Annotated in this window: 13 protein-coding genes and 1 riboswitch; of the genes, 5 read left to right on the forward strand and 8 right to left on the reverse strand. The window is 67.6% G+C overall.

Annotation, left to right across the window (positions count from 1 at the left end; translation table 11 throughout):
• Positions 1-25: 25 nt before the first annotated feature.
• Genes ACIQF4_RS01655 through ACIQF4_RS01665 form a run of 3 tightly spaced genes read right to left on the reverse strand, consistent with a single transcriptional unit; the run spans position 26 to position 3,136 of the window.
• A complete protein-coding gene (locus ACIQF4_RS01655; protein WP_400513987.1) occupies positions 26-1,168 on the reverse strand; it encodes an Mrp/NBP35 family ATP-binding protein in 1,143 nt (380 codons plus the stop codon).
• Positions 1,168-1,869 (reverse strand): DUF1003 domain-containing protein, encoded by a 702-nt coding sequence (locus ACIQF4_RS01660; RefSeq protein WP_400513989.1) that lies wholly within the window; start codon positions 1,867-1,869, stop codon positions 1,168-1,170. Before ACIQF4_RS01660 ends, ACIQF4_RS01655 begins: the two co-directional genes overlap by 1 nt.
• Entirely contained in the window at positions 1,853-3,136 is a 1,284-nt protein-coding gene (locus tag ACIQF4_RS01665) for a magnesium transporter MgtE N-terminal domain-containing protein (protein ID WP_066277496.1), read from the reverse strand. The genes ACIQF4_RS01660 and ACIQF4_RS01665 overlap by 17 nt, the downstream gene beginning before the upstream one ends.
• A 77-nt stretch (positions 3,137-3,213) precedes the next feature.
• On the opposite strand from ACIQF4_RS01665, the gene ACIQF4_RS01670 reads away from it, so the two are divergent.
• The gene (locus ACIQF4_RS01670) at positions 3,214-4,131 is read left to right on the forward strand and encodes a general stress protein (protein ID WP_400513990.1); all 918 of its coding nucleotides are present in this window, start codon (positions 3,214-3,216) and stop codon (positions 4,129-4,131) included.
• A 77-nt stretch (positions 4,132-4,208) separates the two neighbouring features.
• Here ACIQF4_RS01670 and ACIQF4_RS01675 read toward each other — a convergent pair whose 3' ends face one another.
• The gene (locus tag ACIQF4_RS01675) at positions 4,209-5,795 is read right to left on the reverse strand and encodes an aminopeptidase P family protein (protein WP_400513992.1); all 1,587 of its coding nucleotides are present in this window, start codon (positions 5,793-5,795) and stop codon (positions 4,209-4,211) included.
• A gap of 133 nt (positions 5,796-5,928) precedes the next feature.
• On the opposite strand from ACIQF4_RS01675, the gene ACIQF4_RS01680 reads away from it, so the two are divergent.
• Positions 5,929-6,777, forward strand: a complete 849-nt coding sequence (locus tag ACIQF4_RS01680; protein WP_400513994.1) for a PHP domain-containing protein — start codon at positions 5,929-5,931, stop codon at positions 6,775-6,777.
• Between the two features lie 14 nt (positions 6,778-6,791).
• Here the strand turns inward: ACIQF4_RS01680 and ACIQF4_RS01685 are convergent, their stop codons facing one another.
• The 4 genes from ACIQF4_RS01685 to thiE form a co-directional block, all read right to left on the reverse strand.
• Positions 6,792-7,664 (reverse strand): DNA-methyltransferase, encoded by an 873-nt coding sequence (locus tag ACIQF4_RS01685; RefSeq protein WP_400513996.1) that lies wholly within the window; start codon positions 7,662-7,664, stop codon positions 6,792-6,794.
• An 8-nt stretch (positions 7,665-7,672) separates the two neighbouring features.
• Positions 7,673-9,355, reverse strand: a complete 1,683-nt coding sequence (locus ACIQF4_RS01690) for a DEAD/DEAH box helicase (protein WP_350001856.1) — start codon at positions 9,353-9,355, stop codon at positions 7,673-7,675.
• A 301-nt stretch (positions 9,356-9,656) separates the two neighbouring features.
• On the reverse strand, positions 9,657-11,186 hold the full coding sequence (locus ACIQF4_RS01695; RefSeq protein ID WP_400513998.1) for an RNB domain-containing ribonuclease: 1,530 nt from the start codon (positions 11,184-11,186) through the stop codon (positions 9,657-9,659).
• A gap of 75 nt (positions 11,187-11,261) precedes the next feature.
• Positions 11,262-12,011, reverse strand: a complete 750-nt coding sequence (gene thiE, locus ACIQF4_RS01700; RefSeq protein ID WP_400513999.1) for a thiamine phosphate synthase — start codon at positions 12,009-12,011, stop codon at positions 11,262-11,264.
• Positions 12,012-12,038: 27 nt separating this feature from the next.
• A riboswitch (TPP riboswitch) is annotated at positions 12,039-12,156 on the forward strand.
• On the opposite strand from thiE, the gene ACIQF4_RS01705 reads away from it, so the two are divergent.
• From ACIQF4_RS01705 to ACIQF4_RS01715, 3 genes are all read left to right on the forward strand, one after another.
• A complete protein-coding gene (locus ACIQF4_RS01705; protein ID WP_400514000.1) occupies positions 12,152-13,510 on the forward strand; it encodes an FAD-dependent oxidoreductase in 1,359 nt (452 codons plus the stop codon). (Overlaps the previous riboswitch by 5 nt.)
• Entirely contained in the window at positions 13,507-13,743 is a 237-nt protein-coding gene (thiS, locus tag ACIQF4_RS01710; RefSeq protein ID WP_400514002.1) for a sulfur carrier protein ThiS, read from the forward strand. Before ACIQF4_RS01705 ends, thiS begins: the two co-directional genes overlap by 4 nt.
• Positions 13,744-13,748: 5 nt before the next feature.
• Positions 13,749-14,561, forward strand: coding sequence for a thiazole synthase (locus ACIQF4_RS01715; protein WP_400514004.1), 813 nt, complete (start codon positions 13,749-13,751; stop codon positions 14,559-14,561).
• Positions 14,562-14,577 lie beyond the last annotated feature (16 nt).

Here is a 14,577-nt window from a genome sequence, read left to right on the forward strand (position 1 = left end):
GCCTCGCTGGATGGCTGGCGCCGGCTCAGCGCGGCTGAAGCCCCAGTTTCATGCCGGCCAACCCACGCGGTTTTGCTGCCAGCTGCCCAGCGATACCTGACAGGGCCGCCGCAGCAGGAGTCCCGGACTGGCCCAGGACGATGGGCACACCCGCGTCCCCGCCCTCCCGCAGCTGGATGTCCAGCGGAATCTGGCCCAGCAGCGGCACCTCCGCCCCTACCGTTGCCGTCAGCCGTTCGGCGAGGACCTGCCCGCCGCCGCTGCCGAACAATTCCATCCTGCCGCCGTCGGGCATTTCCAGGTAGGACATGTTCTCGATGACTCCCGCCACCTTCTGGCCCGTTTGCGTGGCGATGGCGCCGGCGCGCTCGGCGACGTCGGCGGCAGCCGCCTGCGGCGTGGTGACCACCAGGATTTCCGCCTTGGGCAGCAGCTGGGCCACCGAGATGGCAATGTCGCCGGTGCCGGGCGGCAGATCGAGGAACAGGGCATCCAGGTCGCCGAAATAGACGTCGGTGAGGAACTGCTCCAAGGCGCGGTGCAGCATCGGCCCGCGCCAGGCCACGGGCTGGTTGCCGCTGACGAACATGCCGATGGAAATCACCTTCACCCCGTACGCGACAGGGGGGAGGATCATGTCATCCACCCGGGTGGGCGGCTGCGTGATGCCCATCAGGGCCGGGACGGAGAAACCGTAGACGTCCGCGTCCACGATGCCGACGCGCATGCCCTGGGCTGCCAGGGCACAGGCAAGGTTGACGGTCACCGAGGACTTGCCCACCCCGCCCTTGCCGCTTGCCACCGCGTAGACCCTGGTCAGGGAACCGGGCTCGTTGAAGGGGATCCCGCGCTGGCCTCCGGCGCCGCGGAGCAGCTCCTTGAGGGCATCGCGCTGTTCCTGGGTCATCACCTTGAGTTCAACGTCGACGGCGGCCACGCCGGGAACTGCCAGCAGCGCCTTTGTGGCGTCGGCCGTGATGGTCTCCCGCAGGGGGCAGCCGGAAATGGTGAGCAGGACAACCAGGCTGGCCCTGCCGGCGTCGTCTACGGAGACGGATTCAACCATGCCCAGTTCGGTGATGGGGCGGCGGAGTTCGGGGTCGATAACCGTGGCCAGGGCAGCGTTGACTGCCTCAGCCAACGCAGTGTTGGCAATGGGTTCGCTCATTAACGGTCCTGGGTGGAATGGCCGGGCTTGACCCGGGGGATTTGCTGGGTGCGCGGGCTGCGCTGCCGGTCACGCTGTTCCTTGAGTTTTTCCTTGACCTTGTCGCGCGGGGATTCGTGCTGCCCCTGGCCTGAGGGATCATGGGTCCGGAGCTCCTCCTGGGCCTCCAGCATGTCCTCAAGCAGTGAACGCAGCTCGGCACGGACGTAGTCGCGCGTGGCAACCTCGCGCAGCGCAATCCGCAGGGATGCGAGTTCCCGGGTCAGGTACTCCGTGTCGGAGAGGTTGCGCTCGGCGCGCTGGCGGTCCTGCTGGAGCGAGACGCGGTCGCGGTCGTCCTGCCGGTTCTGGGCCAGCAGCAGAAGCGGTGCGGCGTAGGAGGCCTGCAGGGACAGCATCAGGGTGAGCAGGGTAAAGCCGAGGTCGCGGGAATCGAACTGCCACGCCAGCGGCGCCCAGGTGTTCCAGGCCAGCCAGATGACCACGAAGACCGTCATGTAGACGAGGAACTGCGGCGTGCCCATGAAACGGGCAAAGCCTTCCGTGGCGTGGCCGAAGGCGTCCGGATCCGGCGAGAACTTGGGCAGGATGCGCTGGCGCCCGCTCAGTGGCGTATCCAGGCTGCCCTTGTCGGCCGTTTTTCGGGCGGGTATCCGCTGGTTGGGATTCTTGGGTGCGCTGCTCTCAGCCAATACGGCCACCAAGCCTTCTTATCGGGGCTTCGCCATCGTGGGCGCGCCAATCATCCGGCAACAGATGATCCAAGACGTCATCAACAGTCACCGCCCCCACAAGCCGGCCGGCGTCATTGACCACGGGGAGGGAGTTCAAATTGTAGGTAGCCAGCGTGCGCGCCACTTCGCTGATGTGGGCCTGGTCCGACAGTGGTTCCAGGTTCTTGTCCACCAGGTTGCCGAGCGGCTCGAACGGCGGGAACCGGAGCAGCTGCTGGATGTGGACAACTCCCAGGAAACGGCCGGTGGGCGTTTCCAGCGGCGGCCTGGCTATGAAGATGGAGGAGGCAAGTGCGGGGGAGAGTTCCTCGCGGCGCACGTGGGCCAGGGCCTCTGCGACCGTGGCCTCGGGAGGAAGGATGACCGGTACCGGGGTCATAAGCCCGCCTGCGGTGTCTTCGTCGTACTCCAGCAGGCGCCGGACGTCCTCCGCGCCTTCGGGCTCCATCAGCTGGAGCAGCTCCTCCGCCTGGGCCGAGGGGAGCTCACCAAGGAGGTCGGCGGCGTCGTCCGGGTCCATCTCCTCCAGCACGTCGGCTGCGCGCTGCACGTCCAGGGCGGAGAGGATCTCCACCTGGTCATCCTCCGGGAGCTCCTGGAGGACGTCGGCCAGGCGCTCGTCCTGCAGCTCGCTCGCCACTTCGAAACGACGTTTGTCGCTCATTTCCTGAAGGGCTTCGGCGAAGTCCGCAGGTTTGAGGTCCTCATGGTTGGCCACGAACTGGGTGGCGGCCTGCGGCTCGGTGCGCGGGCCCTGGAGGGCGTCGGCCCAGTCGATGATCAGGGTTTCGTTCCGGCGGAGCCGGCTCAGCGGGGACAGGGAATGGCCGCGGCGGACAAAGAGCTTGCTGACGAACCAGTCGCGTGAGCGGTGCTGGTCCATGGCGATGTCCTCGATGGTGGCGTCGCCGCTGCCGTCCCGCAGGGTGACGCGGCGGTCGAACATCTCGGCCACCACCAGCGTTTCGGCCCCGCGCTGTTCGAAGCGGCGCAGGTTCACCAGCCCGGTGCAGATGATCTGGGTCTGGTCAATGGAGGTGATGCGCGTCATCGGCACGAAGACGCGCTTCTTGCCGGGAACTTCGACGACGATGCCCACCACGTGCGGTGCGCCCTGGGTCCCCCGGGACAGCACAACAACATCGCGCAGCCGGCCCAGCCGGTCGCCCAGCGGGTCGAAGACGTCGAGGCCCAAAAGGCGCGCCACGAAGACGCGGGTAGGAGTTGTGCTCACTCCTACAGGCTACCGAGTCTGCTCTCTTTTAGCTGAATTTACAGGCAGCACACATGCTCATGGGCAAGAATGGGAGTATGGCAAACATATTTGGTGCTCCCAAGGCCGGCGGGCCCGGCGGAATGGATGAAGCCCGGGCCGTTCCCACCGGCGATACCGTGGGTTCCTACACGTCCTACCTGGATGCCCAGAAGGCCGTGGACTACCTGGCGGACCAGCAGTTCCCGGTCCACATGGTGTCCATCGTGGGCAACGAGCTGAAGATGGTGGAACGGGTGACCGGCCGCCTGAGCTACCCCCGGGTTGCACTTTCCGGAGCGCTGAGCGGCATGTGGTTCGGCCTGTTCGTGGGTGTCATGCTGTCCTTCTTCGCACCGTCACCGGGGTACTTCTCCATCCTTACCTCGGTACTGATGGGCGCAGCGTTCTTTATGCTCTTCGGCATCGTCACCTACGCCATGCAGCGCGGCAAGCGGGACTTCACCTCCACCAACCAGGTGGTGGCCACCAGCTACGACGTCGTGGTCTCGCCGGAGGCTTCCCACGAGGCCCGGCGCCTGCTCCAGCAGTTGCCGATGACCCGGTCGGATGCGGCCGCCGGCGGTGGTCCCTACACCCAGCGCGACTACAACAGCCAGCCCTACCAGCAGAACCAGCCCGGCCAGGGTCCGGCCCGCCCGTCAGGGTGGAACGATCCTTACGGCCAGCAGTCCTCGGGGTCCTCCGCCCAGGCACATCCGGTCCAGGAGGACCAGGGCCAGCCTGCTGCCGCCCAGGACACGCAGGAGCAGCCCGCTCCGGCACGGGCAGTTCGCTACCCGGACCTGCCGGACGGGCGGCCGCAATATGGAGTCCGGCTGCCGCAGGCTCCCGCCGCTGACGCCGGCCACTCTGACGCCGGCCACCCTGAGGGCGGCCAGCAGCACACGCCGGGGCAGCGCGTTGACGGCCAGCAGGACGCACCCGAGCAGCACCCGGGTGAGCCGCGGCAGTAGACTGCGGGCTGCCGAACGGGCAAAGACAAGAACGGGGCCGCCGGAACACAATGTTCCGGCGGCCCCGTTTTTTCTGCTTACGCTTCCAGGGTTCCGTCGGCTTCGCGGTAGATACCCGCCATCCAGTCCTGCACGTCCTCGGCCTTGCGCGGCAGGGCAGCGCTCAGGTTGATTGGCCCGTCGGCCGCCATCAGGACGTCGTCCTCAATGCGGACACCGATTCCACGGTATTCCTCCGGGATGGCCAGGTCCTCGGCCTTGAAGTACAAGCCGGGTTCGATGGTGAACACCATTCCTTCGGTGAGGATGCCATCCAGGTAGAGCTCGCGTTTGGCCTGGGCGCAGTCGTGGACGTCCAGGCCCAGATGGTGGCTGGTGCCGTGCGGCATCCAGCGGCGGTGCTGCTGGCCTTCGCGACTGATGGCCTCCTCCACTGTCACGGGGAGGAGCCCCCACGCCGCAAGCCGCTCGGCCAGGACAGTGGTGGCTGCGGTGTGGATGTCCCGGAACTTTGCCCCGGGCTGTGCCGCGGCAAAGCCGGCGTCAGCAGCGTCAAGCACTGCTTCGTAGACTTTGCGCTGGATGTCCGTGAACACGCCGCCGGCGGGAAGGGTGCGGGTGATGTCAGCCGTGTACAGGGAATCCGCTTCAACGCCGGCGTCCAGCAGTAGGAGCTCTCCGGCATGGATCCTGCCCGTATTACGGGTCCAGTGCAGAACCGTGGCGTTGTTCCCGGAGGCTGCGATGGTGTCGTATCCCAGCTCGTTCCCTACCTCGCGTGCCCGGGCGAAGAAGGCGCCTTCCACCACGCGCTCCCCGCGGGCGTGCGTGAGCGCGCGCGGCAGGACTTTCACCACTTCCTCGAACCCTTCAACAGTGGCTGCCACCGCGAGCTTCATCTGCTCGATTTCCCAATCGTCCTTGATCAGGCGCAGTTCGGAGAGGGCTTCGCTCAGCTTTTCGTCCAGGGCATCGAGGACGGCGAGGTCCAGGTTGTCCGGATCCTTTGCTGTGTTGTAGCGGGCAGTGTCCACCAGCGCGTCGATGTTCTCGTCCACCTTGCGGACCAGCCGGATGGAGATGCCGCCGATTTCCGGGGCGCCCACGTCCTTGGTGATGGCGGTCTCCAGTTGGTCGATGTGCGCTGTCGCCAGCCCAAGGCGTGCCTCGAATTCGGCGAGGGTGGGGCGCGCGCCGATCCAGAATTCGCCGGCCCGGGAGTCTGCATAGAACTGCTCGGTGTCGCGTCCGGCCAGCGGCCGGAAGTAAAGCGTTGCCCGGTGGTGGCCGCCGTCGTCGCCCTTTCCTTCCGCGACGGGCTCAAGGATCAGGACGGCGTCAGGCTCGTGGTCGAGGCCAAGCCCGGTCAGGTGCGCGAATCCGGAGTGGGGACGGAAGCGGTAGTCGCAGTCGTTGGAGCGGACTTTCAACGGGCCGGCAGGGATCACCAGGCGTTCGCCCTTGAACTGTCCGGAGATTGCCCTGCGCCGGGTTGCGGCGTAGCCGGCTACGGCGTCACGCTCCGGGAGCTCCTGGCTGGCGGGCGCCCAGTTGCCGGCCATGAAGGCCTTGAAAGCGTCGGAGCTGGGCCGCTGCGAGCGGTTGTTGACGCGCTCCTCCAGTGGCTGGGAAGCAGAGGTGGGGGTGTTTTCGGCATCTTTCACGGCACCATCGTCTCACCAGCTCCGCGGCTACGCGAACAGGCGGAGCCCCGTGTGCGGGGCCCTGCGGGAAGGCCGGCCGGTCGTTGCGGCCGCGCATACGCAGGGTGAACGCCGGGTCAACTACTCTGGAAAGGTGAGGATTGACCTGCATGCCCACTCCAATGTCTCGGACGGCACCGAGAATCCTGCAGACGTCATGGCTTCTGCTGCCCGTGCCAGCATGGACGTCATTGCGCTGACGGACCACGATTCCACGGCCGGCTGGGATGAGGCGTCCGCCGCAGCCATTGAGCACGGAGTAGCCCTGGTCCCCGGGATGGAGGTTTCCTGCCGGACGGAGGAGGGCATCAGCGTCCACCTCTTGAGCTATCTGCATGACCCGAAACACCCGGGGCTCCTCGAGGAAATCACCAAGGCCAAGGACGCGCGCCATACGCGTGCCGAACGGATGGTCACCCTGCTCGCGGAGGACTACCCCCTCACCTGGGACGACGTCATCCACCATGTGGCCCCGGGGGCTACCCTCGGCCGGCCCCACATCGCGGACGCCCTCGTGGCCGCCGGCGTGGTGGAGGACCGCTCGGAGGCCTTCGCCTCCATCCTCACCTCGCGGTCGCGCTACTTCATCCAGCACTACGCACCGGCGCCGGCCATCGCCGTCGAACTTGTCCGTGCCGCCGGCGGGGTCCCTGTCTTCGCCCACCCCGTGGCATCCTCGCGTGGGAGGATCGTGGGCGAGCGGGTGTACCAGGAGATGATTGACGCCGGCCTGGCGGGCCTGGAAATCGACCACCGGGACAATCCGGAAGAGGGGCGCGTGTTCCTGCGGCGGCTGGCCGCCAAGCATGACCTCCTGATCACCGGATCATCGGATTACCACGGCACCGGCAAGCCCAACCTGCTGGGGGAGAACCTCACCGAGCCGGACGTCCTCGCCCGGATCGAGGAACTGGGGACCGGGACCGCCGTCGTCCGTCCCTGATCCCGCGCTGACCCCTAGTTGGGAGGGTAGGCGGTGAACTGGGCGTGGGCACCCAGGCGCTGGGCCATGATGTCAATGGCCGGCTGGTTCTGGTCCACGCACACAAACCTGCGGTCCATCTTTGCGGCCACCGCGCCCAGCGTCCCGGAACCGGCGAAGAAATCGAGGCACCAGTCACCGGGCCGGCTGGACGCTGCCACCACCCGGCGGATGAGGCCCTCCGGCTTTTGCGTGGGGTACCCGGTCTTTTCCTTGCCGGTGGGGGAGACGATGGTGTGCCACCAGACGTCCGTGGGCAGCTTGCCCAGTTCGCGTTTGGCCGGTGTGACCAGGCCCGGCGCCATGTACGGTTCCCGGTCCACTTCGGCGCTGTTGAAGTGGTACTTCGCTGGATTCTTGACGTACACCAGGATGTTGTCGTGCTTGGTGGGCCAGCGGTTCTTGGCACGGGCGCCGTAGTCGTATGCCCAGATGATCTCGTTCAGGAAGCACTCCCGGCCGAAGATCGCGTCCAGCATCACCTTGGCGTAGTGCACTTCGCGGTAGTCCAGGTGCAGGTACAGGGTGCCGTCCTCGGCGAGCAGCCGCCACGCCTCCACGAGGCGCGGCTCCAGGAAGGACCAGTAGTCGCTGAAGGCATCGTCGTAGCGGTGCAGCGCCCCTTTGATGGTGTCGTAGGAGCGCCCCTTGAAGCCGACGCGGTCGCCGGTGCCGTCCGCGTTGGCCACCATGGTGGTCTGCTGGCGGCTTTGGGCCCGGCCCGTGTTGAACGGGGGGTCCACATAGATAAGCGTGAAGACGCCGTCCGGCAGCGAGGGAAGGAAGTCCGCGTTGTCCGCGTGGACCACCAGGCTGCTGCCGTCCGGCGCCCAGACAGTGTCAGTCATGAAGGGCGTTAGGCCTCGGTGCTTCCGGGCTGTGCAGCGTTCCCGCCGCCCACCACTTCACCGTTGCGGCGCCGTGTGCGGGTGCGGGGGCGCCGGGTGCGTGAGGGCTGCTCGGCTCCGGCTGCTGCCGGAGCGTCACTGGCAGCAGCGGGTGCTGCGGCTGAATCAGGCGTACGACGGCGGCGCTCACCGGAGCGGGCAGCGGAGTCGCTGCTGCGGCCGGCTTCGCGCTTGGCGCCACGGTCCCTGCTGTCGCGGCCACGGCCGTCGCGCGAGCTGCCGGTCTCGCGGCCCCCGCGGCTGTTCTTCTTTCCCGTCTCGCCTAGGTCCTCGAGCACCTCAGCGTCAACACCGGCGAGGGTGCGCTTGTCGCGCGGAAGCCGGCCCTTGGTGCCCTCGGGGATGTCCAGGTCCTCGTACAGGTGCGGGGAGGACGAGTAGGTTTCGACGGGCTCGGGCACGCTCAGCCCCAGGGCTTTGTTGATCAGTCCCCAGCGAGGCATGTCATCCCAGTCCACGAACGTGACGGCAGTGCCCTTGTTGCCGGCGCGGCCGGTGCGGCCCACCCGGTGCAGGTAGATCTTTTCGTCTTCCACGCACTGGTAGTTGATGACGTGCGTGACGTCGTCCACGTCGATGCCGCGGGCGGCGACGTCGGTTGCCACCAGGACATCCACCTTGTTGTTGCGGAAGGCCCGGAGTGCCTGTTCGCGAGCACCCTGTCCGAGGTCGCCGTGGATCGCTGCCGCCGCGAAGCCGCGGTCCACCAGTTCCTCTGCAACCTTGGCCGCGGTGCGCTTGGTCTTGGTGAAGATGATGGTGCGGCCGCGCCCCTTGGCCTGGAGGATGCGGGCCACCACCTCGATCTTGTCCATGCTGTGCGCGCGGTAGATCAGCTGGCGGATGTCCCGCTTGGTGAGGCCTTCGTCATCCGGGTCAGCGGCGCGGATGTGGGTGGGCTGGGTCATGTAGCGGCGGGCCATGGCAATGACCGGCCCGGGCATGGTGGCGGAGAACAGGAGGGTCTGGCGGACCGCCGGCGTGGCCGCGATCAGGGTCTCGACGTCGGGCAGGAAGCCGAGGTCAAGCATTTCGTCGGCCTCGTCCAGGATGACGATCTTCACGTTTTTCAGGCTCAGGTGCTTCTGCTTGTAAAGGTCGATGAGGCGCCCGGGGGTTCCCACCACAACCTCCACGCCGTTCTTCAGGGCCTCCACCTGGGGCTCGTAGGCCCGGCCGCCGTAGATGGTGGCGATGCGGGCGTTCCGCTTGCGGGAGGCAGTCTGAAGATCGTTGGCCACCTGCACCGCGAGTTCGCGGGTAGGGACGATGACCAGGGCCTGCGGTGCGCCGGGGACCGCGAGTTTCTCGTAGCCGGCGTCGTCCCGGCCCACTACCCGCTGCAGGGCGGGGATGCCGAAGCCCAGCGTCTTGCCGGTGCCGGTCTTGGCCTGGCCAATGATGTCGTGGCCGGAGAGGGCCACCGGCAGGGTCATGGCCTGGATGGGGAAGGGATGGGTGATTCCGGCGTCCGCCAGGGATTCCACGATGTCGGCGCGGACGTTGAAGTCCGCGAAGGACTTCTCCTCGATCTCGTGCGGCTTCTCGTCGGAGATGATGGTTTCTTCCGGCTCGATCGTTTCGGTGCCGGAGTCGTCAGTCAGAAGCTGGTGGGTATGCAATTCACTCACGTGGAGTTTCCTTATTCATTTGGGCAAGGGCGCTGCCTGCTCAACGGGCCGGCCTTGGCCGTTCCGGAGCACGCTCAGGCGCGCAAGCAATTCCAGTGGAAGCCGATCGCGGGCTATCTAAAATGCTGGCACTGGTGACCAGCGGGTGTTTCTCAAGATCGCGTAGGGGCGGGCTTGTTGGTTTCAAATCAAGGAAATCAACGACCGGGCATCCATTTCTACCTCTCCAGTCTAGCCGCAAGGGCAGGGAAACCCGGCTTTGGACCGCCGTGCCTGCCAGCTGGAAGGAAATCAGCCCGCTTCAGGACAGTGGCGGGACCAGTTCAAAATGCACTTCGCGGGTGGCGATATCGGAGGACACCAGGCGCACGCGGACCTTGGTGCCGGCCTCCAGCTCGCCGGCGCAGCGGGCCGTGACGGCAGGTTCGGCAATCTGGATAATGCCGGAGCCCCCGTTGCCGTTGCCATTGCGGCCGTTTCCGTTCCTGCCGTTGCCGCCGTTGCCGTTCTTGCCGGTGCTCCCGTTCCCGTTTTCCTTTTGGGGCTTGGATCCGGAGATGACAATTGCGTCGAACTCCTGCCCGATGTGGTTGACCAGGAGCGCCGCCTCCACGGTGTCCAGGGCCATGCGCTCCATCCGGGACGCCAACTGGTCCGAGCCGGCCATGATCTCGGGAAGTGAGGGCAGCGCATCACGGACCCAGCCGGGCACTTCGCCACCATTGCACAGGGCCTCGCAGGTCACCAGGACAAAGCGGTCCACCAGGCGGCGCAGAGGCGCGGTGGTGTGGGCGTAGGCCGCGCCAATGGCGGACTGAACGGCGTCTTCGGGGACCGTGCCGTCGAACGCCGTGTACGCAGCCCCCCGGAAGAGCATTCCCGCTGAATGCATAATGGCCAGCTGCCGGGGCTCCGTGGGGTCGAGGCTGCGAAGGTACTCGCCGTAGCTCACCTCACCGTCCCAGGGCTTTCCGAGGGCCTCCGTCTGGAGCCGGAAATGGTGCAGGGAACGCTCGTCCGGTGACGGCATGGTGCGGAGGATGCCCACTTTGCCGGCCAGCATTAGCTGCGCCGCCGCCATGCCCGTCATAAGCGAGATCTGGGCGTTCCAGTCCTCGACGGGCAGCTGCGGGGCCGCCGAAATCCGGTAGCCGCCGTCGGGAAGCTGGACAATCTCCTGGTCCGGCATGTTCAGGCTTGCGCCGTCCCGCGCGCGCTCCAGCGCCACGCGCTTTAGCCCCACCTCTTTGAGGAGGACCAGGACGGCGGAAGGGCTGCCGCCGTCCAGCTCCTCCTGGGCGCCCTTGTAGCTGAGCTTGGCGCGGCTGCGCATGCGGGCCCGCCTGACCGTGACGGCGGTGACTTCGGCGCTGGCGTCGAGCCGGAAATCCCAAACGAACGCCGAACAGTCCTGCCCCGGCAGGAGGCTTCCCGCGCCTTCGCTGATGACTTCCGGGTGCAGCGGAATGCGGCCGTCCGGGGTGTAGAAAGTCTGCCCCCGGCGCCGTGTCTCGGCGTCCAGCGGCCCGCCGGGAGCCACGAACACGGGGACGTCGGCGATGGCATACAGCACGCGGTAGCCGCTGCCGTCCCGCTCAATGTAGAGCGCCTGGTCAAGGTCGGTGGACGACGCAGGGTCGATGGTGATGAAGTCGATGCCGGTGAGGTCATGGGCCGGCAGCTGCAGTGCCGATACCGCCGCCTCGGCGTCCTTCACGGCGTCAGCCGGGTAGTCGCCCGGCAGCTCAAGTTCCGTCCGCAGGGCGCTGAGTGCAGCCTCGAGGGCGTTGGTGTGCTCGTGGACATTGGGGGCCAGCCGATGATGTGACACGAAAATCAGCGTAGCCCGAATTTCGCAAATAGTGCACCGGGCCGCCCGCGGCTGCCCCGGAGATCCGGCTCCGCGTCAGGGGCGGGCAGCGTCCAGGGCGCCGAGCAGCGATGCGGCAGCGGCTGCCGGATCATCGGCTTCCGTGATGGCCCGGACCACAACGATCCTGCTGGCACCGGCCGCCACCACCTGCTCCACGTTGCCGTGGTCAATCCCGCCGATCGCGAACCAGGGCACGCCGCCGTCGGGCCTTCCCTGCCCTTGCGCCGCCGAGGCGGCGGCCGCATGCTTCACCAGCTCCAAGCCGACGGCGGCCCGGCCGGGTTTGGTGGGTGTTGCCCACAGCGGGCCCACGCAGAAGTAGTCGAGCGCGGCGGGGCCGGCGGCAGCGGCCAGGGCGGCGTCCACCTGTTCGGGGCTGTGGCTGGACAGGCCGATTGCGGCGTTCCCGTTCAGCAGCGTCCGGGCTGCCTTGAGGGGAAGGTCTTTCTGGCCTATGTGGAAGACCGGGGCGCCTGAGAGTACGGCAATGTCCGCGCGGTCGTTTACTGCCCACAGCCTGCCGTGGCGGACCGCTGCCTCCTTCAGGACGGACAGGAGTTCCAGCTCCTCGGCGGCTTCGATGGACTTGTCCCGGAGCTGGATGATGTCCACGCCGCCCGCGAACGCGGCATCCACGAACTGTTCAAAGTCACCCTGGCGGCGGCGGGCATCCGTGCAGAGGTACAGGCGCGCATTGTGCAGGCCGGCACTCCCTTCCGCGTTGATAAAGGCGTCTGTACCGGACGGACGGGAAGCGGCGGCAGCGGGGTGGGACACATTCATGGGAGCCAGCCTAGTTCCTCTACACTGGGCTCGTACTGCGGGAGCCGCGGCAGCTGTCACAAAGCGCCGGGCTGAGAGGGCGTCAGAGCCGACCGCTTGACCTGATCCGGTTAATACCGGCGTAGGGAAGGAGACAACCGATGCCTCACGCACAAAGCGGCCGTCCTGGTCCCGGCTCCGCGATCGCGGCCGATGTTGCGGTGATCGGCGGGGGAGCCATCGGCCACGGCATTGCCTGGGAGGCGAGGCAGTCGGGCCGTTCGGTGGTGGTGATCGATGATGCGCCGGGTTCGGGGGCCAGCTGGGCGGCCGCGGGGATGCTTGCCCCGGTGAGCGAGCTGCACTACCAGGAGGAAGACCTCCTGGAACTCATGATCGATGCCTCCGCCCGCTGGCCAGGTTTCGCCGCGGACCTCGCCGCGGCTGCGGGTTCGGATCCCGGATATCTGACGACGCCGACCCTCGCCGTGGGTGCCGACGCCGCGGACAGGAGGGCTTTGCTGGACCTGCGTGCAGTCCAGCTGTCCAGCGGCCTCACGGTTGAACCGCTCACCATCCGCGAGGCCCGGCGCCGCGAGCCCCTGCTCAGCCCGGGCATTGCCTGTGCGCTGGATACCCCGGCGGACCACCAGGTGGATCCCAGGCTGCTGGTGGCCTGCCTCCGCCGTGCCCTGGCCGGGAATGCCGGCGGAGCGTTAAGCAGCCGTTGTCGTGTGCCCGGCGCCGTCGACGGATATGCGGTGCCGGACAAGGCAACCGGCCTGCTTTGGAAGGACGGTGCCGTTGCCGGAGCAGTCCTGGAGGGCGGTGGGACCGTCCTGGCGGGGGAGACGGTGGTGGCCAACGGGCTGCACGCCGCGGAACTCGCGGGACTGCCGGCAGGCCTGCACCTTCCCCTGCGGCCGGTGCACGGGGACATCCTGCGGCTCGCAGTACCTGCGCACCTTCGGCCGCTGGTGACCTCAACTGTCCGGGGGCTGGTTCGCGGGATTCCCGTATATATCGTCCCCCGGCAGGACGGGACCGTGGTGGTCGGGGCAACCCAGCGTGAGGATGCGCTGGGAAGGGACACCGGTTCCAGCGCGGAGGCGGTGTCTGCCGGGGGCGTATACCAGCTTCTCCGCGACGCGCAGGTGCTCGTGCCCGCCGTCGCGGAGCTAGAGCTGCTCGAATGCACGGCACGTGCCCGGCCCGGCACACCGGATAACGCCCCGCTGCTCGGACGGGTGCCCCTGCCCGACGAGCCCTCCGCAGGCCGCCAACCCGGCACTGGAGGGCCGAACACGCCCGGGCCCGGCCACGTGCCCGGGCTCATTGTTGCCACCGGTTTCTTCCGCCATGGCATCCTGCTCACCCCGGCTGCGGCCGTAATCTGCCGCGAACTCCTGGACGGCAGGGAAGACCCCCGCTGGGCCCCGTTCAACCCGGGCCGGTTCAGCGCGGCTCCCTCCCGCCCGGCCGACGCGGCCCACCCACTCAACATCCAGGAGACAGCATGAACATCACCCTGAACGGAACCGGCCGCACCGTGGCCGGCGATTCGTCCATCGCGGCGCTCGTCAGCGAGGTCACCGGCCGTCCACTGGCCGCTGACGGCCGGGCCACGGACGGCCGGAGGCTGGGCGTGGCCGTGGCCCGCAATGCCCAGGTTGTGCCCCGCAGCCTGTGGTCCGCCACGGCGCTCGCCGAGGGCGACGACGTCGAACTTGTCACGGCAGTACAGGGAGGCTGACCACCATGACCGAAACCACCATCAACAGCAGCCAGCTCTCCGGCCTCAATGACCCGCTGGTCATTGACGGCGTCCCCCTGGCATCCCGGCTCATCATGGGCACCGGCGGCGCGCCCAGCCTCGACGGGCTGGGCGCCGCGCTCCTGGCGTCCGGCACTTCACTCACCACCGTGGCCATGCGCCGCTATTCGCCGGACGAGGCAGGCTCGCTCTTCCAGCTGCTGGTGGACCACGGCATCCGGGTCCTGCCCAACACCGCAGGGTGTTTTACGGCGCGTGACGCGGTCCTCACTGCCGAACTCGCCCGGGAAGCCCTTGAAACCGACTGGGTGAAGCTCGAGGTCATCGCAGATGAACACACCCTCCTGCCGGACGCCGTTGAGCTTGTGGAAGCCACGGAGCAGCTGGTCAACAGGGGATTCAAGGTCTTTGCGTACACCAATGACGATCCCGTCCTGGCCCTGCGGCTCGAAAACCTCGGAGCCACCGCTGTGATGCCGCTTGGCTCGCCGATCGGGACCGGCCTGGGCATCCTCAATCCCCACAACATTGAACTCATTGTGTCCCGGGCCTCGGTGCCGGTGGTGCTGGACGCGGGCATCGGTACGGCCTCCGACGCCGCCCTCGCGATGGAACTGGGCTGTGATGCCGTGCTCCTGGCCACGGCCGTGACGAGGGCGCAGAACCCCGCCCTGATGGGGGAGGCCTTCAAGCACGCGGTCATCGCCGGTAGGCTGGCGAAAGCGGCAGGTCGCATACCCCGCCGTGAACACGCGCTGGCGTCGTCGGCAATGGAGGGCCGGGCCGAGTTCCTGTAGGGCCCGCATTCTGCCG

This window comes from Pseudarthrobacter sp. NPDC092202 (assembly GCF_044755505.1).
Lineage (GTDB): Bacteria > Actinomycetota > Actinomycetes > Actinomycetales > Micrococcaceae > Arthrobacter.